Source organism: Streptomyces sp. NPDC047525, assembly GCF_040643025.1.
In the GTDB taxonomy this organism is placed as follows: domain Bacteria; phylum Actinomycetota; class Actinomycetes; order Streptomycetales; family Streptomycetaceae; genus Streptomyces; species Streptomyces durmitorensis.
Map to the genome: position 1 here is coordinate 200710 of NZ_JBEYTL010000013.1, position 24332 is coordinate 225041.

Sequence of the window (24332 nt, forward strand, 5' to 3'; positions counted from 1 at the left end):
ACTGCGCTGTAACAGCGAAGTCACGGCCGCGGAACGGGGTGTGGGGGACGATGGTTCCCCGCGCCCCGTTCGCGCGGCCGACTGCTCAACTCCCGTCGAACCAGGGGCGCTACGCGCGTAGGTGGCCCCTTTCCTGAGGATTCCCGAGGAGAGTGCGCCATCGACGCGTCCACCAGCCCTCCGCCCGTCGCCAAGGTCTCGACCGGCTCGGGTGGCACCGCCGTTGAACTCACCGGCATCACCAAGCGCTTCCCGGGCGTCGTGGCCAACCACGACATCCGCCTGACCGTCCGCAAGGGCACCGTGCACGCCCTCGTCGGCGAGAACGGCGCGGGCAAGTCGACCCTGATGAAGATCCTCTACGGCATGCAGAAGCCGGACGAGGGCACCATCTCGGTCGACGGTGCCGAGGTGACCTTCGCCAGCCCCGCCGACGCCATCGCGCGCGGCATCGGCATGGTCCATCAGCACTTCATGCTCGCCGACCAGCTCACGGTCCTGGAGAACATCGTTCTCGGCAGCGAGAAGCTGCACGGCATCGGCGGCGCGGCCCGCCGCAAGATCGCGGAGATATCCGACCGGTACGGCCTCGGGGTGCGCCCCGACGCCATGGTCGAGGACCTCGGCGTCGCCGACCGGCAGCGCGTGGAGATCCTCAAGGTCCTCTACCGCGGCGCCACCACGCTGATCCTGGACGAGCCGACCGCGGTCCTCGTGCCGCAGGAGGTCGACGCGCTCTTCGACAACCTGCGCGAGCTGAAGTCCGAGGGCCTCTCCGTCATCTTCATCTCCCACAAGCTGGGCGAAGTCCTTTCCGTGGCCGACGACATCACCGTCATCCGGCGCGGCACGACCGTCGGCACGGCGATCCCGTCCGAGACGACGCCCCGCCAGCTCGCCGAGCTGATGGTCGGCAGCGAGCTGCCCACCCCGGAGACCGCGGAGTCGACGGTCACCGACCGGGCGATGATCGAGGTCAAGGAGCTCAAGCTCCTTGCCGACGGCGATTCGGGCCGCGCCCTCCTCGACGACATCTCCTTCACCATCCACGAGGGCGAGGTCCTCGGCCTCGCGGGCGTCGAGGGCAACGGCCAGACCGAACTGATCGACGCGCTCATCGGCCTCAAGCACGCCGACTCCGGCGTGATCCGCATGGCGGGCGAGGACATCACCGCCCTGGCCACGCGCCACCGCCGCGAGCAGGGCATCGGCTACATCCCCGAGGACCGCCACCGCCACGGCCTCCTCCTGGAGTCGCCGCTCTGGGAGAACCGCATCCTCGGTCACGTCACCGAGAAGCCCAACTCCCGCGGCAAGGGCGGCTTCTGGCTCGACATCAAGGGCGCGCAGGCCGACACCCGGCGCATCGTCGAGCAGTACGACGTCCGGACGCCCGGCATCGACGTCACGGCCGCCTCCCTCTCCGGCGGCAACCAGCAGAAGCTGATCGTCGGCCGCGAGATGAGCCACAAGCCCCGCTTCCTGATCGCCGCCCACCCCACCCGCGGTGTGGACGTCGGCGCACAGGCCCAGATCTGGGACCAGATCCGCGAGGCGCGTCGCGAAGGACTCGCGGTCCTCCTCATCTCGGCGGACCTGGACGAGCTGATCGGCCTCTCCGACACCCTCCGCGTGATCTACCGCGGACGGCTCGTCGCCGACGCCGACCCGGCCACCATCACGCCGGAGGAGCTGGGTTCGGCGATGACGGGCGCGGCGTCCGGCCACCTCGAACACGTAGAAGAAGACCCCGAAGAGGGCTCTGCCGGCACTTCGGAGGACGAGGCCCGATGAAGAAGTTCGACAAGGAGCGTGTGCTCCTCGCGGTGGCCGGACCGGTCATCGCCCTCGTCGTGGCCGTGGCGCTGACCTCGGTCGTGCTGCTCGCCTCGGGCAAGAACCCGATCGAGCCGTACACCCTGATGCTGGAGCAGATCAGCTACTCCGACGTCCAGGTCCTGACCATCAACCAGGCCGGGATGTACTACCTGGCCGCGCTCGCGGTGGCCGTCGGCTTCCGCATGAACCTGTTCAACATCGGCGTGGACGGGCAGTACCGCCTCGCCGCGATGACCACCGCCGTCGTCGGCGCGCACATCGCGCTCCCCGCCCCGCTCCAGATCCCGCTCCTGATGCTGGTCGCCATGCTCACCGGCGCCTTCTGGGCGGGCATCGCGGGCATCCTCAAGACCACCCGCGGGGTCAGCGAGGTCGTCGCGACGATCATGCTCAACGCCATCGCGACGAGCGTCATCGGCTACATGACCCTCACCGAGAACTTCGGTGTCCCGGTCGGCAACAACCAGACCACCGGCGAGATGCACAAGTCCGGCTGGTTCCCCGGCATCAGCATGGGCGAGTCCGGCGAGATCTACGGCTTCGTGATCATCGCCGCGCTCGCGGGCGTCCTGTACTGGCTGGTCCTGAACCGCACCCGCTTCGGCTTCGACCTGCGCGCCACCGGCGCCTCCCAGTCGGCCGCCGCGGCCTCCGGCGTGAACGCCAAGCGCATGGTGCTCAGCGCGATGCTGATCTCCGGCGCGGTCGCGGGCCTCGCCGGCATGCCGATCCTGCTCGGCGACACCCACACCTACAGCCTCAGCTTCCCCGCGGGACTCGGCTTCACCGGCATCGGCATCGCGCTGCTCGGCCGCAACAACCCGGTCGGCATCGCGTTCGCCTCGCTCCTGTGGGCCTTCCTCGACAAGGCGTCGCCCGCCCTCGACTACGCCCAGCCGGTGGCGTACGACAAGGAGATCGCGGTGATCATGCAGGGCCTCATCGTGATCGCGGTCGTCGTCTCCTACGAGGCCGTACGCCGTTGGGGGCTCAGCCGTCAGCAGCGCCGCGTCGGCGAGGAACTGGCCGCCGCCGCCCGTAAGGACAACGGCAACGACGGCAACAACGACACCGTGAAGGAGGTGGCTGCCCGATGAGCTCGACAACCGTGGCCAAGCCCCCGGCCAAGCAGCCCGCGCCGGGCCGCCGCCGCATCTCGCTCCCCGTCCTCCTGCTGATCATCGCGGGCGTCCTCGTCCTGACGTCCGTGGTCCGGCTGATCACCGACGCGAACGGCATCACCTCCACCGGCCAGATGTCCACCGCTCTGCGGCTCGCCGTGCCGATCGGCCTCGCGGGCCTCGGCGGTCTGTGGGCCGAGCGCGCGGGCGTGGTCAACATCGGCCTTGAGGGCATGCTCATCCTCGGCACCTGGTTCGGCGCGTTCGCCGGTTACCAGTGGGGCCCGTGGGTCGGCATCCTGTTCGGCATACTCGGCGGCGCGCTCGGTGGCCTCCTGCACGCGATCGTCACGGTCACCTTCAACGTCAACCACATCGTCTCCGGTGTGGCCCTGAACATCCTCGCCCTGGGCGTCACCCGCTACCTCTCGACCTTCGCCTTCGAGGGCAAGGAGGGCGGTACGTCCAAGCAGTCGCCCCCGGTCGACTCGCTCGGCAGCTTCTCCGTCCCAGGCCTCTCCGACTGGCTCCAGGACCTGAACGAGAAGCACTGGTTCCTGATCTCGGACATCGCGGGCCTGCTCGGCGGCCTCTTCACGAACCTCTCGCCGCTCACCGTCATCGCGGTCGCGATGGTGCCGCTGAGCTGGTGGGTCCTGTGGCGCACGTCGTTCGGCCTGCGGCTGCGCTCCTGCGGCGAGAACCCGGTCGCGGCCGAGTCGCTCGGCGTGAACGTCTACAAGTACAAGTACCTGGCAGTGATCATCTCGGGTGGTCTGGCGGGTCTGGGCGGCGCGTTCCTGTCGCTCGTCGCCTCCAACATCTACCTGGAGGGCCAGACCGGCGGACGCGGTTACATCGGCCTCGCCGCCATGATCTTCGGCAACTGGATGCCGGGCGGACTCGCGCTCGGTGCCGGCCTGTTCGGTTACACCGACAGCCTGAAGCTCCGGGGCGGCGGCACGAACGTGCACGCACTGCTTCTGCTGCTCGCGATCCTGCTGGTCATCGGCGCGGCCTACCTCGTATGGCGCAAGCGTTACGTGCCCGCGGCGATCACCGCAGCCGTCTCGGCGCTGACGTTCGCGTGGTACGGCTTGACCGACGAGGTGCCCAACCAGGTCGTCACCGCGACGCCGTACGTCGTCACGCTGCTGGTGCTCTCGCTCTCCGCCCAGCGCCTTCGGATGCCGAAGGCGGACGGCCAGCCCTACCGAAAGGGACAAGGAACGTGACCGAGACCGACTGGGACGCGCTGCGGGACGCTGCGCGCGAGGCCATGTCCCGTGCGTACGCCCCCTACTCAGGCTTCCCGGTCGGTGCCGCGGCCCTCGTGGACGACGGCCGCACGGTGTCGGGCTGCAACGTGGAGAACGCGTCGTACGGCCTGGGCCTGTGCGCCGAGTGCGGCCTGGTCTCGCAGCTCCAGCTCACCGGGGGCGGCCGCCTGACGCACTTCACGTGCGTCGACGGCAAGGGCGAGATCCTGATGCCGTGCGGCCGCTGCCGCCAACTGCTCTACGAGTTCGGGGGCGCGGCGCTCCTCCTGGAGACGGCCGCGGGCGTTCGGACACTGGGGGACATGCTGCCGGACCCGTTCGGCCCGGAGCACCTCAACTGAGAGCCGGCCCCTGCCTGTTGTGGATCTTCGGGCGGGGGCCGTCTTCATCTCGTGGCTCTATGCGCGTAGAGTCGCGCTCACCGTTTTAGGCGCAAAGAGGGGTTATGCCATGGACGTCATCTCCGTCATCCGCACGAAGCGGGACCGAGGCGAGCTCAGCGACGAGCAGATCGACTGGGTCATCGACGCGTACACGCGCGGCGCGGTCGCCGACGAGCAGATGTCGGCGCTCGCCATGGCGATCCTGCTGAACGGCATGAACCGCGGCGAGATCGCCCGCTGGACGGCCGCGATGATCGCGAGCGGCGAGCGCATGGACTTCTCCTCCCTCTCCCGCCCCACGTCCGACAAGCACTCCACGGGCGGCGTCGGCGACAAGATCACGCTGCCGCTCGCCCCGCTGGTGGCGGCCTGCGGCGCGGCGGTCCCGCAGCTGTCGGGCCGGGGCCTCGGCCACACCGGCGGCACCCTGGACAAGCTGGAGTCGATCCCGGGCTGGAAGGCCCTCCTGTCGAACGAGGAGATGCTCTCGGTCCTGGACGGCGTCGGCTCGGTGATCTGTGCGGCGGGCGACGGCCTGGCTCCCGCGGACAAGAAGCTCTACGCGCTGCGGGACGTGACCGGCACGGTGGAGGCGATCCCGCTGATCGCCTCGTCCATCATGTCGAAGAAGATCGCCGAGGGCACGGGCTCGCTGGTCCTGGACGTGAAGGTCGGCACCGGCGCCTTCATGAAGAACCTGGAGGACGCCCGCGAACTGGCCTCCACGATGGTCGGATTGGGCACGGACCACGGCGTACGCACGGTGGCCCTGCTCACGGACATGGCCACGCCGCTCGGCCTGACGGCGGGCAACGCCCTTGAGGTCCGCGAGTCGGTGGAGGTGCTTGCGGGCGGTGGCCCGGCTGATGTGGTCGAGCTGACCCTGGCCCTGGCGCGGGAGATGCTGGACGCGGCGGGCCTGCGTGACGTCGACCCGGCGAAGGCGCTGGCCGACGGCTCGGCGATGGACGTGTGGCGCCGGATGATCTCCGCCCAGGGCGGCGACCCGGACGCGACCCTCCCGGTGGCCCGGGAGACGCACGTCGTGACGGCGCCGTCGTCCGGGGTCCTGACCCGCCTCGACGCGTACGACGTCGGGGTCGCCGCGTGGCGCCTCGGCGCGGGGCGTGCGCGCAAGGAGGACGTGGTCCAGGCGGGTGCGGGCGTCGAGCTGCACGCGAAGCCGGGCGCTCAGGTCCGCGCGGGGGAGCCGCTGATGACCCTGCACACGGACACTCCCGAGCGCTTCGAGTACGCCTTGCAGGCGGTGACGGGGTCGTTCGACATCGCACCCGAGGGCACGGAGTTCGCGGCGACGCCGATCGTCCTGGACCGCATCGCGTAGGCAGTGGGGGGAGGGGTGGTCCCTGCGGGGCTCTCCCCACTGCGCCTATTAGCGCGCTCCGCCCCCTGGAGCCCCGACAAGATGTCCTCAAACGCCGGACGGGCTGAGATTCTCAGCCCGTCCGGCGTTTGAGGACGAACTCGGCGAAGCCGGTGATGACGGCACGCAAGGCGTTGTCGCCCACCGATGAGTTCCGGCCCTCCGGCCAGTCATCCCAACGTGAACCCCAAACCGCAGCCAGCCCTGACCCTGACCGGCACCCTCGACCGAGAGGCCACGCACCGCCTCTGCGAGGAGGCCCGCGCCACGCTGCAGGCGACCGGCGCGGACGTCCTCGTATGCGATGTCGCGGACCTGGGCCCACCCGTCCTGGCAGCGATAGACGCGCTGGCCCGCCTCCAGCTCACCGCCCGCCGCGCGGGCGGCCGGATCCGCCTGCGGAACCCGGCCCCGCACCTGCGCGAGCTACTGGACCTCGTCGGGATCCCCATGGAGATCGAGATGGAGCGGCAGGCCGAACAGCGGGAACCACCGGGGCGTGTCCAGGAAGCAGTGGAAGCCCGCGATCCGCCCCTCTGAGATCTCGATGACCTGAACCGCCCACGGCGCGAACCCGCCCTTCTCGGGGTCGGGCTTGTAGTGGGCGAAGCCCGGCGTGCCGTTGACATCGACCGGGAACAGTTTGCTGTCGGCGCAGGACGCGCCGATGGTCGACATGAAGCCGGTGATGTCGGACGTGCCGCGCAGCCACAGGTCGAACGGGGGCATCGTCATGATGGCGTCTTCGTGTAGCAGCGCCGTCAGCGCCGCCATGTCATAGCCCTCGAAGGCCGCGACATAGCGCTCAAGGAGCTTCTGCTGCTCGTCGTCCAGCGGATCGGACACCGCGGTGTCGTCCGCATGGCCCTCGGCCAGCGTCGCCCGCGCCCGCTGCAACGCGCTGTTGACGGAGGCCACCGACGTGTCGAGGAGCTCGGCCGCCTCGCTGGCCTTCCACGCGAGGACCTCGCGCAGGATGAGCACCGCCCGCTGCTTGGGCGGCAGTTGCTGCAGGGCGGCGACGAACGCGAGCCGCACCGACTCCTTCGCCACGGCCGCCTCCGCGGGGTCACTGACGGACGGCAGCACGCGCGCGTCCGGCATCGGCTCCAGCCATACATTGTCCGGGCGCGGCGTGAGAGCGGCCTGGGCCAGCGGCGCCGCCGCGGTCAGGTCCATGGGACGGGCGCGGCGGTTGCCCGCGTTCAGCATGTCCAGACAGACGTTCGTCGCGATGCGGTACAGCCACGACCTGAGGCTGGAGCGGCCCTCGAACTTCTCGTAGCTCCGCCAGGCGCGGACCATCGTGTCCTGCACCGCGTCCTCGGCCTCGAAGGCCGAGCCCAGCATGCGATAGCAGTACCCGGTCAGCTCGACCCGGTGTTTCTCCAGCGTGACGTCCAGTTCCGACGTCGTCCCTGCGATGTCCGTCATACCGACCCACCCACCCCTGCGGCTGCCACGAAAGTCCCAGCACTTTGGAAGCTACCGCAGCCCACTGACAACGGCCCCCGGAGTGGGAAAACCCGCAGGCGGGAGGGGGTCGCCCGAGACAGCTAGTGCGCGGCCACGAGCCCTCGCCGGTCGTGCCGCTCCTGAACCCGGGCCGCGTGCGACCCCCAGACGGTGATGGACACGACGCCGAGCACCGCGAGCAGACCCAGGCCCACCGTCCCGGCCCAGCCCCCCGAGTGGAAGGCGACCGCGCCGAGCGTGCCGCCCGCGCTGGAGCCCAGGTAGTACGCGGACTGGTAGAGCGCCGAAGCCTGCGCACGCCCCGCGGTGGCCGTACGGCTCACGGACGAGGAGGCGACCGCGTGACCGGCGAAGAAGCCCGCGGTGATCAGGACGAGCCCGAGCAGCACCATGGCCAGGGAGTCGGACAGGGAGAGCAGCAGACCGCCGGCCGTCGTGCTCACCGCCAGGTACAGCGCCCCGCGCCGCCCGAGCCGCGCCACCAGCTTCCCCGCGGCGGCCGACGAGACCGTACCGACGAGATAGACCAGGAAGATCGAGCCGATGATGCCCTGTGGGAGCGAGAAGGGCGCCTCGGTGAGGCGGTAGCCGATCACGGTGTAGACCGCGCCGAAGACCGTCATGAACAGCGCGCCGATCGCGTACAGCCTGCACAGCAGCGGGTTGGCGAGGTGCGAACGGATCGTACGGCCGAGCGCCTTGGGGTTGAGCGAGCCCGCGGTGAAGTGGCGCGGCGCGGGAAGCAGCGCGCGGAAGGCGAGCGCGCACAGGACGGCCACGACACCGACCACACCCACGGCCACGCGCCAGCCCCAGGCCTGTGCGACCCAGCCCGTGATGACACGCCCGCTCATGCCGCCGATCGAATTCCCCGCCACGAACATGCCGATCGCGGCGACCAGCGCCTTGGGCCTGACCTCCTCCGCGAGGAAGGCCATCGCGGACGCCGGGAGCCCGGCGAGCGCCGCGCCCTGCACGGCGCGCAGCGCGACGAGTGCGCCGATGGAGGGCGCGAAGGGGACGAGAAGCCCCACGACCACCGCGACCGTCAGCGAGACCGTCATCAGCGTCCGCCGCCCGAAGCGCTCGCTGAGCGCGCTCAGGGGCAGTACGAAGAGGGCGAGCGCGCCCGTGGCGGCGGACACCGTCCAGCTCGCCGTGCTCGCGCTGACGCCGAAGTCGGCGGAGACGAGGGGGAGCAGCGCCTGCGTGGAGTAGAGGAGGGCGAAGGTGGCGACACCCGCGAGGAAGAGGGCGAAGCTCATCCGGCGGTAGCCGGGGCCGCCGGGGGTGAGCCGGGAGTCGGCTTCGGGAGAGGCATCGGTGGACGACGGGGCGGGGGCGGCCGCGTGGGTGGCGGACGCCCCGCTACTGGCAGGAGGCATGTGTCGAACGTAGGCACACGTGACTCATCCGTCCAATGCATGGATTGGCCATAATCGTTCCCATGGTGCATGAGCGCAGTTCAGAGCGGCGTCTGTCGCAGAGCAGTTACGTAGGAGACATCGGCGCGGGCGGTTCGTCGCCGGCCGAGCTGACCCCCGGGTCCTGGTCGGCGCTGCTCTCGCCGCGTCTCGCGTACTTCGCGGGGGTCGCGCGGACGGAGCACGTGACGCGGGCCGCGCAGGAGATGCAGGTGCCGCAGTCGACGCTGTCGCGTGCGCTGGTGCGGCTCGAACAGGATCTGGGGGTCGACCTGTTCGCGCGGCACGGCAGGACGGTGTCCCTGACCCCGGCGGGCCGTACGTTCCTCGCCTCCGTCGAGCGGGCGCTCGGCGAGGTGGAGCGGGCCGCGGAGTCCGTGCGGGCGGACGCGGACCCGGCGTCGGGCAAGGTCGCCTTCGGCTTCCTCCACACGATGGGCTCGGAGACCGTACCCGGCCTGATCCGCGCCTTCCGCGCGGACCATCCGAGGGTCCGCTTCAGCCTCGTACAGAACTACGGGGAGGCGATGATCGAGCGGCTGCGGGCGGGGGAGCTCGACCTCTGCCTGACCTCGCCCGTGCCGGACGCCCCCGACCTGGTGGCCCGCCGCCTGGACGAGCAGCGCCTGCGCCTCGTCGTACCGGACGACCACCGCCTCGCCTCCCGTAAGCGGGTCCGCCTCGCGGAGGCGGCGGACGAGGCCTTCGTGACCCTCGAACCGGGCTACGGCCTGCGGCGCATCACGGACGACCTCTGCCAGGAGGCCGGCTTCAAGCCGCGGATCGCGTTCGAGGGGGAGGAGGCGGAGACGCTGCGGGGCCTGGTGGCGGCGGGCCTGGGGGTGGCCCTCCTGCCGCCACCGGCCGTCCCGCGTCCGGGAGTTGTGGAGCTGACGGTGACGGGGCAGCGGGCGGTGCGGGAGATCGGAGTGGCCTGGCTGGACGGCCACCCGGACACTCCGCCGGTGGCGGCGTTCAAGAAGTTCCTGCTGGGGCGCCGGGGGCGCTTGCTGCCGGAATAGTCGTGGCGCGGGGGCATTGGGCGCCGCCGTCCGGCGATTGAGGACATCTCGTACGGGGTCTGGGGCGGAGCCCCAGTTTCGGGAAGGGGCGGGATTGGGGAAGGCCCCGCAGGGACCGCCCGAGCTCGAGCCCAGGCCTCACCGCTGCCTCATCGACTCCCCGAAGCCGGAGGCGAGCGGCATCCGCAGCCCCAGCGGCGGCGGAGCCGCCAGCGCGTCCTCCAGGGGGCGTGCGTACGCGTGCCCGAATAGCGAGCCCATGACGAAGTCCGATGCCAGCGCGTGGACTTCGGAGTGATGCTGCTGCAACCGGTGCCCGTCGGAGTGGACTTCGAACCGGCACACCTCCCGGTTCGCCTTCTTCGCCCGCTCCGCGAGCCGGAACGACAGCTCGGGATCGGTCCGCTCGTCGTTCGTGCCGTGCACGATCAGGACCCGCCGCCCCGCGAGCTGCTTCACCGGTTCAGGGGAGGCGGCCACATCGTCCTCGGGCAGCCAAGGGGCCAGCGCGAGGACGGAGTTGACCGCGTCGTGCCCACTGGCCCGCAGCGCGGCCCGGCCGCCCATGTCCATGCCGACGAGGCAGACGGAGACGTCGCCGTAGAGGCGGACGATCTCGTCCGCCGCCCACTCCGCGTCGCGCGCGAGCTGCGCCTGCGCGCCGTTCCACCCGCGGCAGCGGTAATGGACGACGTGCGCGGCGAGCCCCTCGCCGCGGCCGTCCTGGGCGAGCCTGCGGCCGAGCGCGCGCATCGCGTTCGCGGCGAAGGGGGACGGCTTGCGGGAAGAGGTCTCGTGGCCGCCGGGGAGCAGCAGCACCGCGCCGCTGACCGCCGATGGACGGGTGCCGATCACGCGCCCGAGCCTGGCCGCGCGCACGGAATCGGGCGTCGCTTGCTGTGCCATGACAGAACAGTGTCAGAAGCGATGGTGTACGCCACCCGTCCGCGGGGTCACTGTTACGTATCGACCCGTGAGATCTACGCGCGTAGGCGCTAGAGTGCCGAAATGACGAGCCAGACCACCAAAGCCGGTCACACGGACCGCGAAACGCCCAGCGCCGAACAGATCCGCCGCGCCCCGAAGGTGCTCCTGCACGACCACCTCGACGGCGGTCTGCGCCCCGGCACGATCGTCGACCTCGCCCGTGAGTCAGGGTATGAGTCACTGCCCGAGACCGACCCCGACAAGCTGGGGATCTGGTTCAGGGAGGCCGCCGACTCCGGTTCGCTGCCGCGCTATCTGGAGACCTTCGCCCACACCTGCGCTGTCATGCAGACGAAGGACGCCCTCAAGCGTGTGGCGGCCGAGTGCGCCGAGGACCTCGCCGAGGACGGCGTCGTCTACGCCGAGATCCGGTACGCCCCCGAGCAGCACCTGGAGCAGGGCCTCACCCTCGAAGAGGTCGTCGAGGCCGTCAACGAAGGCTTCCGGGAAGGCGAGCGGCGCGCGAAGGGGAACGGCCACCGCATCCGCGTGGGCGCGCTGCTCACCGCCATGCGGCACGCCGCCCGCGCCCTGGAGATCGCCGAACTCGCCAACCGCTACCGCGATCTGGGCGTCGTCGGCTTCGACATCGCGGGCGCGGAGGCGGGCTTCCCGCCCACCCGGCACCTCGACGCGTTCGAGTACCTCAAGCGCGAGAACAACCACTTCACCATCCACGCGGGCGAGGCCTTCGGTCTGCCGTCCATCTGGCAGGCCCTCCAGTGGTGCGGCGCCGACCGGCTCGGCCACGGCGTGCGGATCATCGACGACATCCAGGTCGCCGACGACGGCACCGTCAAGCTCGGCCGCCTCGCCAGCTACGTACGCGACAAGCGCATCCCCCTGGAGATGTGCCCCAGCTCGAACCTGCAGACGGGCGCGGCGAGCTCGTACGCCGAGCACCCCATCGGCCTGCTCCGCAAGCTGCATTTCCGGGCGACGGTGAACACCGACAACCGTCTGATGTCCGGCACCAGCATGAGCCGCGAATTCGAGCACCTGGTCGGAACATTCGGCTACACGCTCGACGACATGCAGTGGTTCACAGTCAATGCGATGAAATCAGCGTTCATTCCTTTCGATGAACGCCTTGCCATGATCAATGACGTCATCAAGCCCGGATATGCCGAGCTGAAGTCCGAATGGCTGTTCCGTCAGACCGCCTCCACCAGCGCTTCTGTCGATGTGTAACAGAAATTGAGGCAATGCGGACGCGGCCGGGAACATTAATTCCCAGCCGCGTTTTGCTGTTTGCGGACTGCCCCTTCACATGTTTACGGTCATGGGCCGCTCAAAAGTCCCCGTCATCAAGGACGCATTGAAGATGAAGCAGTCTGCCGCCAAGACCCTCGGTGTCGCCGCTCTCGGCGCCGCCTTCGCCGCCGCCGGCGCGGGTGCCGCGAACGCCGCACCGGCCGTGCCCGACGCCACGGGCGCGCTGGGCGCCGCCACCTCGACGCTGCCCACGGCGCAGGTCGCCGACACCCTGCCCGCCGGTGGCCCCGAGGCGGTCGCCGCGGGCCAGAACGCGCTCGGCAGCACCCTGCAGGCCGCCGCGCCGACCGTCGACAAGCTCGGCGAGAGCACCAAGGACGCCGCCGACCGCAGCAAGCCCGCCGCCGACCCGCTCTCCGGTCTGCTCGGTGGTCTGCCGGTCGCCGGTGCCCTGCCGCTCCAGGGGGGCCTGCCCACCCAGGGTCTGCCCGTCGAGGGCCTGCCGCTCGGCTGACCCTCACCGGTCTCCGCGTACGCCGATGGGGCGCCCCCTTGCGAAAGGGGGCGCCCCATCGGCGTACATATGTGGCAGCGAGGGCCGCCGGATCACCAGGCGGCCTGCCGGGTCTTGCCCTCGGTGGGCAGCAGGACCCAGAGCGCGATGTAGAGCAGGAACTGCGGTCCGGGAAGAAGACACGAGAGCACGAAGATCACGCGCATCGTGGTGGCCGATGTGCCGAAGCGCCTGGCGAGGGCGGCACAGACTCCGCCGATCATCCGGCCGTTCGTGGGGCGGGCAAGGGCGGTCATGGTGGCTCCTTCGTGAACCGTCGGCATGAGGTCCGGGGGCGTTTCCCCGATGACTCAAAGTTACGTTCACGAAGCGGGCAAAGCGTCGCTCTAGGGTGCGATACCGACCCTGGGAATCGTCGGGGTCACACCCTGAGAAGCGTCCTCCCGCAGGAGGGCCGCGCGATCCTCCACGTCCGTCCGGCGGCGGAGCCTGGCCCTGACCGCTGGCACCACGGCGACGTGCGCGAGCGCCACGCCCACCGTGTTCAGGAACAGCGAGTCAATGTCGACGACCTGCCCCGGGACCCCGGTCTGCAGCAGTTCGATGCCGAGCGAGATCAGCGCGCCCGCCGCGACCGTGCGCACCAGCGAACCCAGCGGCGAGACGTGGACCCGCCCCCCGGCGAGCGGAAGCAGCAGGCCCAGCGGGGCGAGGAGCAGCAGGCTGCCGCCTATCTGCCGGGCCGCCTGGACAGGGCCCAGCGCCAGATCCGCCTTGATGCCGGCGAAGGGCTGAAGGTTCGCCGCGCTGACCCAGGGCACGTCCAGTGGACGCAGAGTGAACCAGCCGACGAGCAGAAGATGCGCGACGAGGAGGAATCCTCCCGCCGCGCGGAAGCGGATGGCGGCCCCGTGGCCGCCCGAGCCTTGACGCACGCCCCCCAAGACGCGCTCAGCGGCAGGATCGGTTCCGCGCATCTCATCCCGGTACGCGGCGCTGTCCCGATCGCACAGGGTGACTGCCCTGTGCGGCCGCTTCAGCCGGGTCCTGCTACTTCACCGTCTCCGTGGGCGGAGCGACCGTTCCGGGGCGCTGGCGGACCGCCTGGGTGCATTCGTAGCGGCGCAGCGGATCGTCGCCGGGGCCGCCCATGATGACCTCGCGGTCGTCGCCCGCCGCCGCGCTGTCCGCGAACGTGCACACGATCTGGGCCAGCGCGAACGCCGACAGGTCCTCCGGGGACGAACTGAACCGCAGCGCGTCCTCGGGGTCCCCCTCATCGGGGCCGCTGACGACCGTGCCGCCGCGTACGTCCGTCGCGAAGCCCGCCTGCTTCTCCGAGGCCGACGGGGTGTGCGCCAGCTCGTCGAGGAGTGCCTGAGCGATGCGGACCCGGTCGGACGTCGCCTTCTCGGCGGGGATCCGCACCGACCGGTCGACGGTGACCAGCTGCGCCGCGCACACCAGGAAGACCTGCACCGGCACGCCGCTGGTGGACTGCGACGCGATGCTCGACCCGGACATCACGCACGGCACCCGGGAGGGGCCGGGACCGAAGTCGGTGGGCACCTCCGTCGAGCGGATCCCGCATCCGGCGAGCGTCGCGGTCAGCGCGGCGGCGAGGAGAGCGGCCCGAAGCCGTCGGCGGTTCATCGTTCGTCTCCCTCGACGCCGGCGTCGGCGTCGCCGTCCGTGCAGTCGTCCCCCTCGTCGTCGGGCAGCAGCCCCGACGGATCGCGCGGCAGCCACAGCGTGAACACCGCACCGCCCTTGGGCGAGTTCGCGGCGGTGATCTCCCCGCCGTGGATGTGCGCGTTCTCCAGCGCGATGGAGAGCCCGAGACCGCTGCCCTCCGAACGCGGCCGGGACGCGCTCGCCTTGTAGAACCGGTCGAAGACGTGCGGCAGTACGTCCTCGGGGATGCCGGGGCCTCCGTCGCGCACCGCGATGACGAGCTTCTCGCCCGCGAGCCGCACCGACACCTCCACCGGCGAACCACCGTGCTTGAGGGCGTTGCCGATCAGGTTCGCCAGGATGACGTCCAGGCGCCGCGGGTCGAGCCGCACCGTGATGCCGCGCTCCGCGTCGAGCTCCACCGCGTCGAGCCAGGCACGGGCGTCGATGCAGGCCGTGATCTGGTCGGCGATGTCGACGGCGTCCAGGACGAGCCTGGCCGTGCCCGCGTCGAAGCGGGTGACCTCCATCAGGTTCTCCACCAGGTCGTTCAGCCGGCGGGTCTCGCTGACCACCAGACGCACGGCGGGCTCGATCATCGGGTCGACGGAACCGGTCTCCGCGTCGAGCTCCTCCTCCAGGACCTCCGTCACCGCGGTGATCGCGGTCAGCGGCGTACGCAGCTCGTGCGACATGTCGGCGACGAAGCGCCGTGACGCCTCCTCGCGGGCGCTCATGTCGTCGACCTTCTTCTCCAGGCTCTCCGCGGTGCGGTTGAACGTCCTTGACAGATCGGCCAGTTCATCCGTGCCCGACACCCTCAGACGCGTGTCCAGCTTGCCCTCGCCGAGCCGCCGCGCGGCGACACCGAGCCGGTGCACCGGTTTGAGCACGGTGGTCGCCGCGGCCTGCGCGAGCAGCGCGGAGCCGATGAGCGCGAGCCCGGTCGCGATCGCGAGCGACCAGCCGAGCGAACTCAGGTCCTTCGCCTCCGGCTCCAGGGACTTGAGCATGTAACCGGTCGGCCCGCCCCCGATGACCTTGGCACCGCCCACGAGATACGGGGTGCCGCCGTCGACGGTCCGCTGCCAGTACAGGTGGTAGGGACTCTTGTTGCTCGACGTGAGCGGCTGCTCCTTGTTCACCGTCTTGCGCAGCGACTTGGGCACGTCGGCCAGCGTGAAGGCGTCCAGGTCGGAGTAGCCGACGATCGTGTCGCCGTCGGAGTTCTCACCGATCAGGAGCACGCTGTAGCGCTGGCTGCTGTTGGCCATCGTCCCGGCGGCCTGCTGCAGTTCGTCCTGGGTCGGATTGGGCGGCAGCGCGCCGGCGCGGGTCTGCATCTCCTGCTGGAAGTCCTTCAGGGCCGCGTCCTGCGCACGGGTCAGGACCGCCTCGCGGTTCAGCCAGTACGCGATTCCGGACGCCGTCACGGCGGCGGTGAGCGCCACCAGGCCGAAGACCACGACCAGCCTGAGCCGCAGGCTCGTGAAACGGAGTCCCGCCATGATCGCCTTGCGCGCCGCGGCCCAACCGCGGAGCTTGTCCTGCGGTTTGGTCACTGAGGAGTGTCCAGCCGGTAGCCGACCCCACGGACCGTACGGATCAGAGTCGGCGAGGACGGCACGTCCTCGACCTTCGCGCGCAGGCGCTGCACACACGCGTCGACGAGCCGGGAGTCGCCGAGGTAGTCGTGCTCCCACACCAGACGCAGCAACTGCTGCCGCGACAGGGCCTGTCCGGGCCTGCGGCTCAGCTCCAGGAGCAGCCGCAGCTCGGTCGGCGTGAGCTGGAGATCCTCGCCGTTCTTCGTCACGGTCATGGCGGCGCGGTCGATGACGAGCGAACCGAACGTCGCCGCGTCATTGGCCTCGCGTTCACCGCGCCGGAGCACCGCACGGATACGGGCGTCGAGCACCCGTCCCTGCACGGGTTTCACCACATAGTCGTCGGCACCGGACTCGAGCCCGACGACCACGTCGATGTCATCGCTGCGCGCGGTCAGCAGGATGATCGGCAACTGGTCGGTGCGCCGGATGCGACGGCACACCTCGAATCCGTCGATGCCCGGCAGCATCACATCCAGCACGATCAGGTCCGGCCGCTGCTCACTGAGCAGCTTCAGGCCGTCCTCGCCGGTGGCAGCAGTAGCCACCCGATGCCCTTGGCGGGTGAGCGAAAGCTCAAGGGCCGTACGGATGGCGTCGTCGTCCTCGATCAGCAACAGGGAAGGCACGGACGTCATTCTGTCCCATGGTGTGGCCACAGTTCGACTGTTGGACCTTCCCCGGGCCCTTAAAGGGCCGGGAGGTGCCCCACCCTCACCACTCCCTCACACTCGGAAGCGCTGTTGCAGGCCTGTGACAGTCGGCGGACACCGTCATGAAGTGGGTCGGGCAGAGTTCTGGTCACACGGAAGAAGCCGGACTCCACCGACGGGGGGCGCGAGATGAACACACTGCACAGCACCAGCTCAAGCGCAGTAATCACGCGTCTCCACGACGTGATCCGGACCGCCGAGAGGCACGAGAAGTCCGGTGCCGTGAGCGGGCGGGGGTGCGCTCGCGGCACCGGGCGTCAGCACACCGCGTACATGACGGTGGTTGACGCGTTCCGGGGGGAGAACCACGGGGGAACCGATGGGGGGGCTCACGGGGGAGCCGCGTACAGGGAGGACACGGGGGAGCGCACATCAGTGTCGGAGGCGGAGTTCACCGCCTACGTCCAGGAGCGTCGTGCCTCCCTGTACGCAACCGCCTATCACCTGACCGGTGACCGTTTCGAGGCCGAGGACCTGCTCCAGAGCGCCCTCTTCTCGACGTACCGGGCCTGGGACAGGATCAGCGACAAGGCCGCGGTCGGCGGATATCTCCGCCGGACCATGACCAACCTGCACATCAGCGCCTGGCGGCGCCGCAAGCTCAACGAATACCCGACCGAGGAGCTGCCGGAGACGGCGGGCGACACGGACGCGATGCGTGGCACCGAACTCCGCGCGGTTCTCTGGCAGGCCCTGGCCCGCCTCCCCGAACTGCAGCGGACGATGCTGGTCCTGCGCTACTACGAGGGCCGCACGGACCCCGAGATCGCGGACATCCTCGACATCAGTGTGGGCACGGTGAAGTCCAGCATCTGGCGCTCGCTGCGCCGGCTGCGCGAGGACGAGGTTCTCAGCTTCGGCCGTGACCAGGAAGAGTCCTTCGGCGAGTTGGTCGCCTAGGGATCATGGGGGCCGCCGCTCCCGGGGGGAGGCGGCGGGCAGTACCGGGGGGATCCACGGGGGAAAACGGGGATCACGGGGGAAACAAGTGGCGGGACCGGAAGGCCGGGGGGTCTTTCCGGTCCTTCTGCTTTTGCTGCCCGGGTTGCCGCCCGGGTTGCCGCGCGGAGCTACGCGGCGTCGGCGCGCGCCTTGACGCACCGTCCCGCGGCAGCGGCGGCAACCCGCCCCAGGGCCTCGTCCTTCCCGCAGGGGTGAGCACCAAGCGCGGTCTGCCGGGCCACGATGGCGCGTTCGGCGCGCATCAGGCGCCAGCCGCGCCGCAGCAGGAACGCCACGGACTTGCGTCCCTCGCGCAGATCCCGCAGAAGCCGCCGCCGGTAGGTGGTGGACGGCCGGCCGCGCAGACAGATCGCGTCGGCGAGCACGCCGATCTCCCGGCACCGGTCCACGATGTCCGCCGCGAAGATCCCCTCCGCGATGAAGAGGGGTGTGCGCTCGATGTCCATCGCGGACTCGCCCGTACGCGAGCTGGTGGAGATGTCGTAGACGGGCACGCTCGTACGTCCCGTCCGGCACAGCCGCTCGATGGCGGCGACGGCGACGTCCGCGTCCCAGGAGGCGGGGGAGTCCCAGTCGATGTCCGTGCTGCCGGGGACCTGCGGCAGTGTCGGGTCGTCACCCTCCTTGTAGAAGTCGTCGAGGCACAGGACGGGCAGCCCGGAGCGGGCGGCGAACGACGACTTGCCTGACCCGGAGGGGCCGGCGAGCAGCACGACTCGGGTGGGTATCGGGGGATGGGAACTCACGAGAGACCAGTGTGCTGCATTGAGCCGCCCAGGCGACCCCACGGGTAGGGCTTTGGTGCCCACAACACACCTCAACTACGCTACGTGCGCATCTGATTACCCAAGAGGATTCGGGCGGTACCCATGGCACGGCACGCAACAGCCTCCACGCAACTCTCCCGCGCCCTCCTGCGCGCGGGCCTGACGGTCACCGTCGCGGGCGCGGCCCTCGGCATCGGCGGTGCGGCGACGGCGAGCGCCGCGCCGGCCCCCGCGCCCCCGGCGTCCGACAATCTCTCGGCGGGCGCCGCGGGGATGCTCGGTGCGGTGCAGGAGGCCGCCGGGGGTGGGCTCGGGCCCGTCAAGGAGCTGAAGCTCGACCCGCTCGCGGGCACGGGGGTCGACCCGCTGGACAACGCGGTGGGCACCCGGATCGCGGACTTCAAGCCGGTCACGACGGCGCCGCTGACCGCCCCGCTGACGCAGGGCGGATCGCTCAACGACCTGCCGCTGGTGGGCCCGGCCACGGGGCTGCTGCCCGGCTGACCTGCGGCGGCGTCAGCTCTTTCGCAGCGGCACCTCCCGCACCAGCCAGGCCACCGCGAACGCCGCGGCCCCAAGGAGCGCGGCCCCGAGGACCACGCCGTGCAGCCCGCTGGTGACCGACGTCCGCACCATGTCCCGCACCCCCTCCGGCATCTCCCGCACCGCTTCGGGCGTCCACGCCATGCCGTCCTCCGGCATCCCGGCCGACGTGACCCGGCTGGAGTAGACCGCGCCGAGCACGGCGATCCCGAGCGAACCGCCGATGGTCCGGAGGAGGGTGGCGGTGCCGGTGGCCGCGCCCATGTCGCGCGGCTCCGCGCTGTTGATGGTGATCAGCAGCGTGCTCTGCATCAAGAAGCCCATTCCGGCGCCGAGTACGAGGGTCAGCGCGGAGGTCACCGCCGTCGGGGTGTCCGCGCCGACCGCGAGGAGCGCGAGCCCGCCCGCGGCCGTCAGGGCCCCGCCGATGATGGGGTAGGCGCGGTAGCCGCCGCCGTTGGAGGTGACCTTTCCCAGCAGGAGTTGTGCGCCGAACATCCCCGCCATCAGCGGAAGCAGCAGCATGCCGCTGGCCGTCGAGGACGCGCCGCGCACGAACTGCATGTACTGCGGCAGATAGGAGGACGCCCCGAGCATGGCCGCGCCCACCAGGAAGGCGAGGATCTGGGCGAGCGTGAAGTTGCGGTCGGCGAAGAGGCGGGGCGGGATGATCGGTTCGGGCGCCCGCCGCTCGACCCGGGCGAACCAGACGAGGGCGCCGGTGCCGAGCGCGCCGAGTCCGAGGATCTGCGGTGACGTCCAGGCGTACGTCGTGCCGCCCCAACTGCCCAGCAGCGTCAGGGACAGGATGCCCGCGGAGAGCAGCGCGGCCCCCGCGCAGTCGATCCGTGCGGTGATGCGCTCGCCGGGCAGGTGCAGGCCGAGGCCGACGACCAGCAGCGCGATCGCGCCGACGGGCACGTTGACGTAGAAGACCCAGCGCCAGTCGAGCTGGTCGGTGAGGAAGCCGCCGAGCAGGGGCCCGCCGACCAGCGCGACCGGCATCATCGCGCCGATCATCGACTGCGAGCGGCCCGCCTGCGACGGCGGCAGCATGACGCCGATGATCGAGATGGCGCCGACCATGAGGCCGCCCGCGCCCAGTCCCTGCACGGCGCGGAAGGCGATGAGCTGTCCCATGTCCTGGGCGAGCCCGGAGAGCACGGAGCCCGCGAGGAACACCGTGATCGACCAGATGAAGCTGCCCTTGCGCCCGTACAGGTCGCCGAGCTTGCCCCAGATGGGAGTGGAGACGGACGCGGTGAGCAGATAGGCGGTCACCACCCAGGAGAGGTGGTCCAGGCCGCCCAGGTCGCCGACGATCGTGGGCAGGGCGGTCCCGACGATCGTGCCGTCGAGCAGCCCCAGCATCAGGCCGAGCAGGAGTCCGAAGAGGACGAGCTTGGACGGGCCGCCCGGCGCGGCGGGCGGCTGCGCCGCGCCCGGTCCGTCCGGGGCGCTCGTCTCTTCCGTACGTTGACTCATCGTTCCCCCCAGAGGACGTGATGTCACGTCAGGCGGTGTACGGGCGGATGGACTTGGCGTCCCGCAGGGCGTGCGCCCACCAGGTCAGCTGGTCGAGCAGTGCCTTGGCGGCCGTGTCGACCTGGGGGTCCTCGACGGTGCCGTCCTCGCCGAACTGGCCCCACGCGTTGTGGAAGCTGACCGTGTTGCGGATGGTCGTGGCATTCAACTCGGCCATGACGACGCGGAGTTGTTCCACCGCCCGCAGGCCGCCCGACAGGCCGCCGTAGGAGACGAAGCCGATCGGCTTCGCGTGCCACTGCTCGTTGTGCCAGTCGACGGCGTTCTTCAGGGACGCCGGGAAGCTGTGGTTGTACTCCGGCGTGACGAAGATGAACGCGTCGGCCGCCGCGAGGCGCGGGGAGACCTGGGCGAGCAACTCCTCGGTGCCGGGCGCGGGCGGCTGGCCGAAGGCGGGGAAGACGGTCGGCAGCGGGGTCTCTGCCAGGTCGACGACGTCGGCGGTCAGGTCGTCGCGCTGGGCGAGATGCCCCGTCAGCCACCGCGTGACGACGGGCGCGAACCGGCCCTCGCGGTTGCTGCCGACGAGGACGGCGACGCGGAGGGGCTGGGTGGTGGTGCTGGTCATGGGGATCCCCCGGGAGTTCGTGGGTCTGTACGGCGTGAATGTGTACGGCGTATCGAGATGCGTACAACGTACACGCTGATGTGTACAGCGTCTACTGATGGATACGTTGTACGCTCACGTCCTGATGAGAGGAGCCCTGCTGTGGCTGGCCAGAAGAAGGACGGCAAGACGGCGGCGCCGGACAAGTCGCTCTGGGAACGCCTGGAGCAGCCGGCGGCGCCCCGCGCCTCGCTGTCCCTGGAGCGCATCGGGGCCGTCGCGGTGGAGGTCGCCGACGCGGAGGGCTTCGCCGCCGTCACCATGCGGCGGCTCGCCACGGAGCTGGGGGTCGCGCCCATGGCGGCGTACCGGCACGTCTCGGGCAAGGACGACCTGTGGGCGCTGATGGCCGAGCGGGTGGCGGCCGAGTACCGGATTCCCGAGGAGGTGACCGAGTGGCGCGAGGTGCTGCGGGCCTACGCCCTGCTGACCCGGGACATGATGATGCGCCACCCGTGGGTGGGTCAGCTGCCCACGGCGCTCTTCGTGCTCACCCCGGGCCGGATGGCCATCGCCGAGCGGCAGTTGGCGGCGCTCGACGGGATCGGACTCGACGAGGACGCCATGATGATGGCCTTCCGCACGGTCAGCTCCTACGCGCACGGCGCGGCCTCGTCCGAAGTGGCCGTGCGGGACTGGACGGAGTCGGAGGGCTGGTCGTCCGGCGCCGAGTCCCGGATGGGCCTCGCGCCGCAGATGATGTACCTCATGGACACGGGCCGCTACCCCACCTACCGGCGCTACGGCCTGCGTTCGCGCCGCAAGGACGACGCCACCTGGATGTACGAGACGGGCCTCGAATGCGTCCTGGACGGGATCGCGGCACGGCTCGGCATCTGACCGAGTCGTTGAACGGACGAAGCCCCGGCCCTCCTGGACGGAGGAGGACCGGGGCTTCGTGGTGCGGAGAGCGGTTCGGGGCAGACCTCAGTACGAGGAGCCGGACGCGCCCAGCGAACCCGTGGGGTGCCAGACCGTCTTGGTCTCCAGGAAGGCCGTCAGGCGGTGCGTGCCCGGATCGGCCGACCAGTCCACAGGCTGTGGACGGACGACGCGCTTGAGGTTGTCCGCCGCGGCGACCTCCAGCTCCTTGGCCAGTACGTCGTCCTCGACGCCCGCGAGGTCGATCGCGTTCACGTCCTGGTGCGCCGCGAGGGACGGAGTGATCTCCGCCGTACGGCCCGAGAGGATGTTGACGACGCCGCCGGGCAGGTCCGATGTGGCGAGCACCTCGCCGAGGGAGAGCGCCGGGAGCGGGGAGTCCTCGCTGGCGATCACCACGGCCGTGTTGCCCGTCGCGATCACCGGGGCGATCACGGACACCAGGCCCAGGAACGACGACTTCTGCGGGGCGACGACCGTCACCACGCCCGTCGGCTCCGGCGAGGAGAGGTTGAAGAAGGGGCCCGCGACCGGGTTCCCGCCGCCCACGATCTGGGCGATCTTGTCCGTCCACCCCGCGTACCAGACCCAGCGGTCGATCGCCGCGTCCACGACCGCGGCGGCCTTGGACTTCGACAGGCCCTCGGCCTCGGCGACCTCGCGGACGAACTGGTCCTTGCGGCCCTCCAGCATCTCCGCGACGCGGTAGAGGATCTGGCCGCGCAGGTAGGCCGTCTTGCCCGCCCAGCCGCCCTGCGCCTTGCGCGCGGCCACGACCGCGTCACGCGCGTCCTTGCGGGACGACAGCGGGGCGTTGGCCAGCCACTTGTTCTTCGAGTCGGTCACCTCGTACACCCGGCCGCTCTCGCTGCGGGGGAACTTGCCCCCGACGTACAGCTTGTAGGTCTTGAAGACGCTCAAACGCTGCTCAGACATCGAGGTAAGCCTCCAGGCCGTGGCGGCCGCCCTCGCGGCCGTAACCCGATTCCTTGTAGCCGCCGAAGGGCGAGGTCGGGTCGAACTTGTTGAACGTGTTGGCCCAGATGACGCCCGCGCGCAGGCGATCGGCGACCGCGAGGATGCGGGAGCCCTTCTCCGTCCAGATGCCGGCGGAGAGGCCGTACTGGGTGTTGTTGGCCTTGGCGACGGCCTCTTCCGGCGTACGGAACGTGAGCACTGAGAGCACCGGGCCGAAGATCTCGTCGCGCGCGACGGTGTGCGCCTGCGTGACGTTCGTGAAGAGCGTCGGCGCGAACCAGTAGCCGGACGAGGGCAGTTCGCACGGGGCGGACCAGCGCTCGGCGCCCTCCGCCTCGCCCGTCTCGGTGAGCGCGGTGATGCGGGCGAGCTGCTCGGCGGAGTTGATCGCGCCGATGTCCGTGTTCTTGTCCAGCGGGTCGCCCAGGCGCAGGGTCGACAGGCGCCGCTTGAGCGCGTCGAGCACCTCGTCCTGGACCGACTCCTGCACGAGGAGGCGCGAGCCCGCGCAGCAGACCTGGCCCTGGTTGAAGAAGATGCCGGTGACGATGCCCTCGACGGCCTGGTCGATGGGGGCGTCGTCGAAGACGATGTTCGCGCCCTTGCCGCCCAGTTCGAGCGTGACCTTCTTGTCCGTGCCCGCGACCTGGCGTGCGATGGCCTTGCCGACGGCGGTCGAGCCGGTGAAGGCGACCTTGTTCACGTCCGGGTGGGCGGTGAGGGCGGCGCCCGCGTCGCCGTACCCGGGAAGGATGTTGACGACGCCCTTGGGCAGGCCCGCCTGGCGGCAGATGTCCGCGAAGAAGAGCGCGGACAGCGGGGTCGTCTCGGCGGGCTTCAGGACGACCGTGTTGCCCGTCGCGAGCGCCGGGGCGATCTTCCAGGCCAGCATCAGGAGCGGGAAGTTCCAGGGGATGACCTGGCCCGCGACGCCCAGCGGCCGGGGATCCGCGCCGTACCCCGCGTGGTCGAGCTTGTCGGCCCAGCCCGCGTAGTAGAAGAAGTGCGCGGCGACCAGGGGGAGGTCGGCGTCGCGCGTCTCCTTGATGGGCTTTCCGTTGTCGAGGGTCTCCAGGACGGCCAGTTCGCGGCTGCGCTCCTGGATGATCCGCGCGATGCGGAAGAGGTACTTGGCGCGCTCGGCGCCCGGAAGTGCCGACCACTTCTCGAAGGCCTTGCGGGCGGCCTTCACCGCGCGGTCGACGTCCTCGGAGGAGGCCTGTGCGACTTCGGAGAGGACCTCTTCGGTGGAGGGCGAGACGGTCTTGAAGACCTTGCCGTCCGCCGCCTCCACGAACTCGCCGTCGATGAACAGGCCGTACGACGGCGCGATGTCGACGACGGAGCGGGACTCCGGTGCGGGGGCGTACTCGAAAGCCGTGGAGGCCGAAGGTGTGGAAGTCATGGG

25 protein-coding genes are annotated in these 24332 nt (G+C 70.5%); 12 read left to right on the top strand and 13 right to left on the bottom strand.

What is annotated here, in order from left to right:
* Window positions 1-159 precede the first annotated feature (159 nt).
* From ABZ833_RS32360 to ABZ833_RS32385, 6 genes are all read left to right on the top strand, one after another.
* Entirely contained in the window at window positions 160-1794 is a 1635-nt protein-coding gene (locus tag ABZ833_RS32360; protein WP_361054140.1) for an ABC transporter ATP-binding protein, read from the top strand.
* Complete coding sequence (locus ABZ833_RS32365) at window positions 1791-2936, top strand: ABC transporter permease (RefSeq protein ID WP_361054022.1); 1146 nt, start codon at window positions 1791-1793, stop codon at window positions 2934-2936. The genes ABZ833_RS32360 and ABZ833_RS32365 overlap by 4 nt, the downstream gene beginning before the upstream one ends.
* Window positions 2933-4195 (top strand): ABC transporter permease, encoded by a 1263-nt coding sequence (locus ABZ833_RS32370; RefSeq protein ID WP_361054025.1) that lies wholly within the window; start codon window positions 2933-2935, stop codon window positions 4193-4195. Before ABZ833_RS32365 ends, ABZ833_RS32370 begins: the two co-directional genes overlap by 4 nt.
* Entirely contained in the window at window positions 4192-4581 is a 390-nt protein-coding gene (locus ABZ833_RS32375; protein ID WP_249588166.1) for a cytidine deaminase, read from the top strand. Before ABZ833_RS32370 ends, ABZ833_RS32375 begins: the two co-directional genes overlap by 4 nt.
* A 109-nt stretch (window positions 4582-4690) precedes the next feature.
* Window positions 4691-5968, top strand: coding sequence for a thymidine phosphorylase (locus ABZ833_RS32380; protein ID WP_361054030.1), 1278 nt, complete (start codon window positions 4691-4693; stop codon window positions 5966-5968).
* A 219-nt stretch (window positions 5969-6187) separates the two neighbouring features.
* Complete coding sequence (locus ABZ833_RS32385; protein ID WP_361054034.1) at window positions 6188-6547, top strand: STAS domain-containing protein; 360 nt, start codon at window positions 6188-6190, stop codon at window positions 6545-6547.
* Here ABZ833_RS32385 and ABZ833_RS32390 read toward each other — a convergent pair.
* Both ABZ833_RS32390 and ABZ833_RS32395 read right to left on the bottom strand, forming a co-directional pair.
* The gene (locus tag ABZ833_RS32390) at window positions 6434-7441 is read right to left on the bottom strand and encodes a sigma-70 family RNA polymerase sigma factor (protein WP_361054037.1); all 1008 of its coding nucleotides are present in this window, start codon (window positions 7439-7441) and stop codon (window positions 6434-6436) included. The genes ABZ833_RS32385 and ABZ833_RS32390 overlap by 114 nt on opposite strands.
* A 122-nt stretch (window positions 7442-7563) precedes the next feature.
* Window positions 7564-8868 (bottom strand): MFS transporter, encoded by a 1305-nt coding sequence (locus tag ABZ833_RS32395; protein WP_361054040.1) that lies wholly within the window; start codon window positions 8866-8868, stop codon window positions 7564-7566.
* A 62-nt stretch (window positions 8869-8930) separates the two neighbouring features.
* On the opposite strand from ABZ833_RS32395, the gene ABZ833_RS32400 reads away from it, so the two are divergent.
* Window positions 8931-9929, top strand: a complete 999-nt coding sequence (locus tag ABZ833_RS32400; protein WP_361054043.1) for a LysR family transcriptional regulator — start codon at window positions 8931-8933, stop codon at window positions 9927-9929.
* Between the two features lie 138 nt (window positions 9930-10067).
* Here ABZ833_RS32400 and ABZ833_RS32405 read toward each other — a convergent pair whose 3' ends face one another.
* Entirely contained in the window at window positions 10068-10835 is a 768-nt protein-coding gene (locus ABZ833_RS32405) for an alpha/beta hydrolase (RefSeq protein ID WP_361054046.1), read from the bottom strand.
* Between the two features lie 102 nt (window positions 10836-10937).
* On the opposite strand from ABZ833_RS32405, the gene ABZ833_RS32410 reads away from it, so the two are divergent.
* Both ABZ833_RS32410 and ABZ833_RS32415 read left to right on the top strand, forming a co-directional pair.
* Window positions 10938-12107: an adenosine deaminase gene (locus ABZ833_RS32410; RefSeq protein WP_361054049.1), complete on the top strand. Its 1170-nt coding sequence runs from the start codon at window positions 10938-10940 to the stop codon at window positions 12105-12107.
* Window positions 12108-12240: 133 nt separating this feature from the next.
* Window positions 12241-12645, top strand: coding sequence for an ATP-binding protein (locus ABZ833_RS32415; protein WP_361054052.1), 405 nt, complete (start codon window positions 12241-12243; stop codon window positions 12643-12645).
* Between the two features lie 92 nt (window positions 12646-12737).
* Here ABZ833_RS32415 and ABZ833_RS32420 read toward each other — a convergent pair whose 3' ends face one another.
* From ABZ833_RS32420 to afsQ1, 5 genes are all read right to left on the bottom strand, one after another.
* Window positions 12738-12941 (bottom strand): PspC domain-containing protein, encoded by a 204-nt coding sequence (locus ABZ833_RS32420; protein ID WP_361054055.1) that lies wholly within the window; start codon window positions 12939-12941, stop codon window positions 12738-12740.
* 90 nt (window positions 12942-13031) lie between these two features.
* Window positions 13032-13622: a VanZ family protein gene (locus ABZ833_RS32425; RefSeq protein ID WP_361054058.1), complete on the bottom strand. Its 591-nt coding sequence runs from the start codon at window positions 13620-13622 to the stop codon at window positions 13032-13034.
* Window positions 13623-13695: 73 nt separating this feature from the next.
* Window positions 13696-14298 carry a hypothetical protein gene (locus ABZ833_RS32430; protein ID WP_361054061.1) on the bottom strand — a complete coding sequence of 201 codons (603 nt, stop codon included), beginning with the start codon at window positions 14296-14298 and terminating at the stop codon, window positions 13696-13698.
* Entirely contained in the window at window positions 14295-15881 is a 1587-nt protein-coding gene (locus ABZ833_RS32435) for a HAMP domain-containing sensor histidine kinase (protein ID WP_361054064.1), read from the bottom strand. Before ABZ833_RS32435 ends, ABZ833_RS32430 begins: the two co-directional genes overlap by 4 nt.
* Window positions 15878-16555 carry a two-component system response regulator AfsQ1 gene (gene afsQ1 / locus ABZ833_RS32440; protein WP_030562528.1) on the bottom strand — a complete coding sequence of 226 codons (678 nt, stop codon included), beginning with the start codon at window positions 16553-16555 and terminating at the stop codon, window positions 15878-15880. The genes ABZ833_RS32435 and afsQ1 overlap by 4 nt, the downstream gene beginning before the upstream one ends.
* A 213-nt stretch (window positions 16556-16768) precedes the next feature.
* Here afsQ1 and ABZ833_RS32445 point away from each other — a divergent pair, with 213 nt between their 5' ends.
* The gene (locus tag ABZ833_RS32445) at window positions 16769-17539 is read left to right on the top strand and encodes a SigE family RNA polymerase sigma factor (RefSeq protein ID WP_361054068.1); all 771 of its coding nucleotides are present in this window, start codon (window positions 16769-16771) and stop codon (window positions 17537-17539) included.
* Window positions 17540-17709: 170 nt separating this feature from the next.
* On the opposite strand, the gene ABZ833_RS32450 is transcribed toward ABZ833_RS32445, so the two are convergent.
* On the bottom strand, window positions 17710-18348 hold the full coding sequence (locus ABZ833_RS32450; protein ID WP_361054071.1) for an ATP-binding protein: 639 nt from the start codon (window positions 18346-18348) through the stop codon (window positions 17710-17712).
* Between the two features lie 123 nt (window positions 18349-18471).
* Here ABZ833_RS32450 and ABZ833_RS32455 point away from each other — a divergent pair, with 123 nt between their 5' ends.
* Complete coding sequence (locus ABZ833_RS32455) at window positions 18472-18873, top strand: hypothetical protein (protein WP_361054074.1); 402 nt, start codon at window positions 18472-18474, stop codon at window positions 18871-18873.
* 12 nt (window positions 18874-18885) lie between these two features.
* Here ABZ833_RS32455 and ABZ833_RS32460 read toward each other — a convergent pair whose 3' ends face one another.
* Window positions 18886-20397 (bottom strand): MDR family MFS transporter, encoded by a 1512-nt coding sequence (locus ABZ833_RS32460; RefSeq protein ID WP_361054077.1) that lies wholly within the window; start codon window positions 20395-20397, stop codon window positions 18886-18888.
* A gap of 28 nt (window positions 20398-20425) precedes the next feature.
* Window positions 20426-21025, bottom strand: a complete 600-nt coding sequence (locus ABZ833_RS32465; RefSeq protein WP_361054080.1) for an NAD(P)H-dependent oxidoreductase — start codon at window positions 21023-21025, stop codon at window positions 20426-20428.
* 141 nt (window positions 21026-21166) lie between these two features.
* Between ABZ833_RS32465 and ABZ833_RS32470 the strand changes: the two genes are divergently transcribed.
* The gene (locus tag ABZ833_RS32470; protein WP_361054083.1) at window positions 21167-21904 is read left to right on the top strand and encodes a TetR/AcrR family transcriptional regulator; all 738 of its coding nucleotides are present in this window, start codon (window positions 21167-21169) and stop codon (window positions 21902-21904) included.
* An 87-nt stretch (window positions 21905-21991) separates the two neighbouring features.
* Here the strand turns inward: ABZ833_RS32470 and ABZ833_RS32475 are convergent, their stop codons facing one another.
* Window positions 21992-22882, bottom strand: a complete 891-nt coding sequence (locus ABZ833_RS32475; RefSeq protein WP_361054086.1) for an aldehyde dehydrogenase family protein — start codon at window positions 22880-22882, stop codon at window positions 21992-21994.
* Window positions 22875-24329, bottom strand: a complete 1455-nt coding sequence (locus ABZ833_RS32480; protein ID WP_361054089.1) for an aldehyde dehydrogenase family protein — start codon at window positions 24327-24329, stop codon at window positions 22875-22877. Before ABZ833_RS32480 ends, ABZ833_RS32475 begins: the two co-directional genes overlap by 8 nt.
* Window positions 24330-24332 lie beyond the last annotated feature (3 nt).

Excerpts from the sequence above, each read along its gene's own strand:
- ABZ833_RS32405 (WP_361054046.1), bottom strand. The coding sequence starts at position 10,835 with ATGGCACAGCAAGCGACGCCCGATTCCGTGCGCGCGGCCAGGCTCGGG.
- ABZ833_RS32400 (WP_361054043.1), top strand. The coding sequence starts at position 8,931 with ATGGTGCATGAGCGCAGTTCAGAGCGGCGTCTGTCGCAGAGCAGTTAC.
- ABZ833_RS32445 (WP_361054068.1), top strand. The coding sequence starts at position 16,769 with ATGAACACACTGCACAGCACCAGCTCAAGCGCAGTAATCACGCGTCTC.
- ABZ833_RS32410 (WP_361054049.1), top strand. The coding sequence starts at position 10,938 with ATGACGAGCCAGACCACCAAAGCCGGTCACACGGACCGCGAAACGCCC.
- ABZ833_RS32365 (WP_361054022.1), top strand. The coding sequence starts at position 1,791 with ATGAAGAAGTTCGACAAGGAGCGTGTGCTCCTCGCGGTGGCCGGACCG.
- ABZ833_RS32370 (WP_361054025.1), top strand. The coding sequence starts at position 2,933 with ATGAGCTCGACAACCGTGGCCAAGCCCCCGGCCAAGCAGCCCGCGCCG.
- ABZ833_RS32460 (WP_361054077.1), bottom strand. The coding sequence starts at position 20,397 with ATGAGTCAACGTACGGAAGAGACGAGCGCCCCGGACGGACCGGGCGCG.
- ABZ833_RS32455 (WP_361054074.1), top strand. The coding sequence starts at position 18,472 with ATGGCACGGCACGCAACAGCCTCCACGCAACTCTCCCGCGCCCTCCTG.
- ABZ833_RS32390 (WP_361054037.1), bottom strand. The coding sequence starts at position 7,441 with ATGACGGACATCGCAGGGACGACGTCGGAACTGGACGTCACGCTGGAG.
- ABZ833_RS32425 (WP_361054058.1), bottom strand. The coding sequence starts at position 13,622 with ATGCGCGGAACCGATCCTGCCGCTGAGCGCGTCTTGGGGGGCGTGCGT.
- ABZ833_RS32480 (WP_361054089.1), bottom strand. The coding sequence starts at position 24,329 with ATGACTTCCACACCTTCGGCCTCCACGGCTTTCGAGTACGCCCCCGCA.
- ABZ833_RS32380 (WP_361054030.1), top strand. The coding sequence starts at position 4,691 with ATGGACGTCATCTCCGTCATCCGCACGAAGCGGGACCGAGGCGAGCTC.
- ABZ833_RS32475 (WP_361054086.1), bottom strand. The coding sequence starts at position 22,882 with ATGTCTGAGCAGCGTTTGAGCGTCTTCAAGACCTACAAGCTGTACGTC.
- ABZ833_RS32420 (WP_361054055.1), bottom strand. The coding sequence starts at position 12,941 with ATGACCGCCCTTGCCCGCCCCACGAACGGCCGGATGATCGGCGGAGTC.
- ABZ833_RS32430 (WP_361054061.1), bottom strand. The coding sequence starts at position 14,298 with ATGAACCGCCGACGGCTTCGGGCCGCTCTCCTCGCCGCCGCGCTGACC.
- ABZ833_RS32395 (WP_361054040.1), bottom strand. The coding sequence starts at position 8,868 with ATGCCTCCTGCCAGTAGCGGGGCGTCCGCCACCCACGCGGCCGCCCCC.
- ABZ833_RS32465 (WP_361054080.1), bottom strand. The coding sequence starts at position 21,025 with ATGACCAGCACCACCACCCAGCCCCTCCGCGTCGCCGTCCTCGTCGGC.
- ABZ833_RS32415 (WP_361054052.1), top strand. The coding sequence starts at position 12,241 with ATGAAGCAGTCTGCCGCCAAGACCCTCGGTGTCGCCGCTCTCGGCGCC.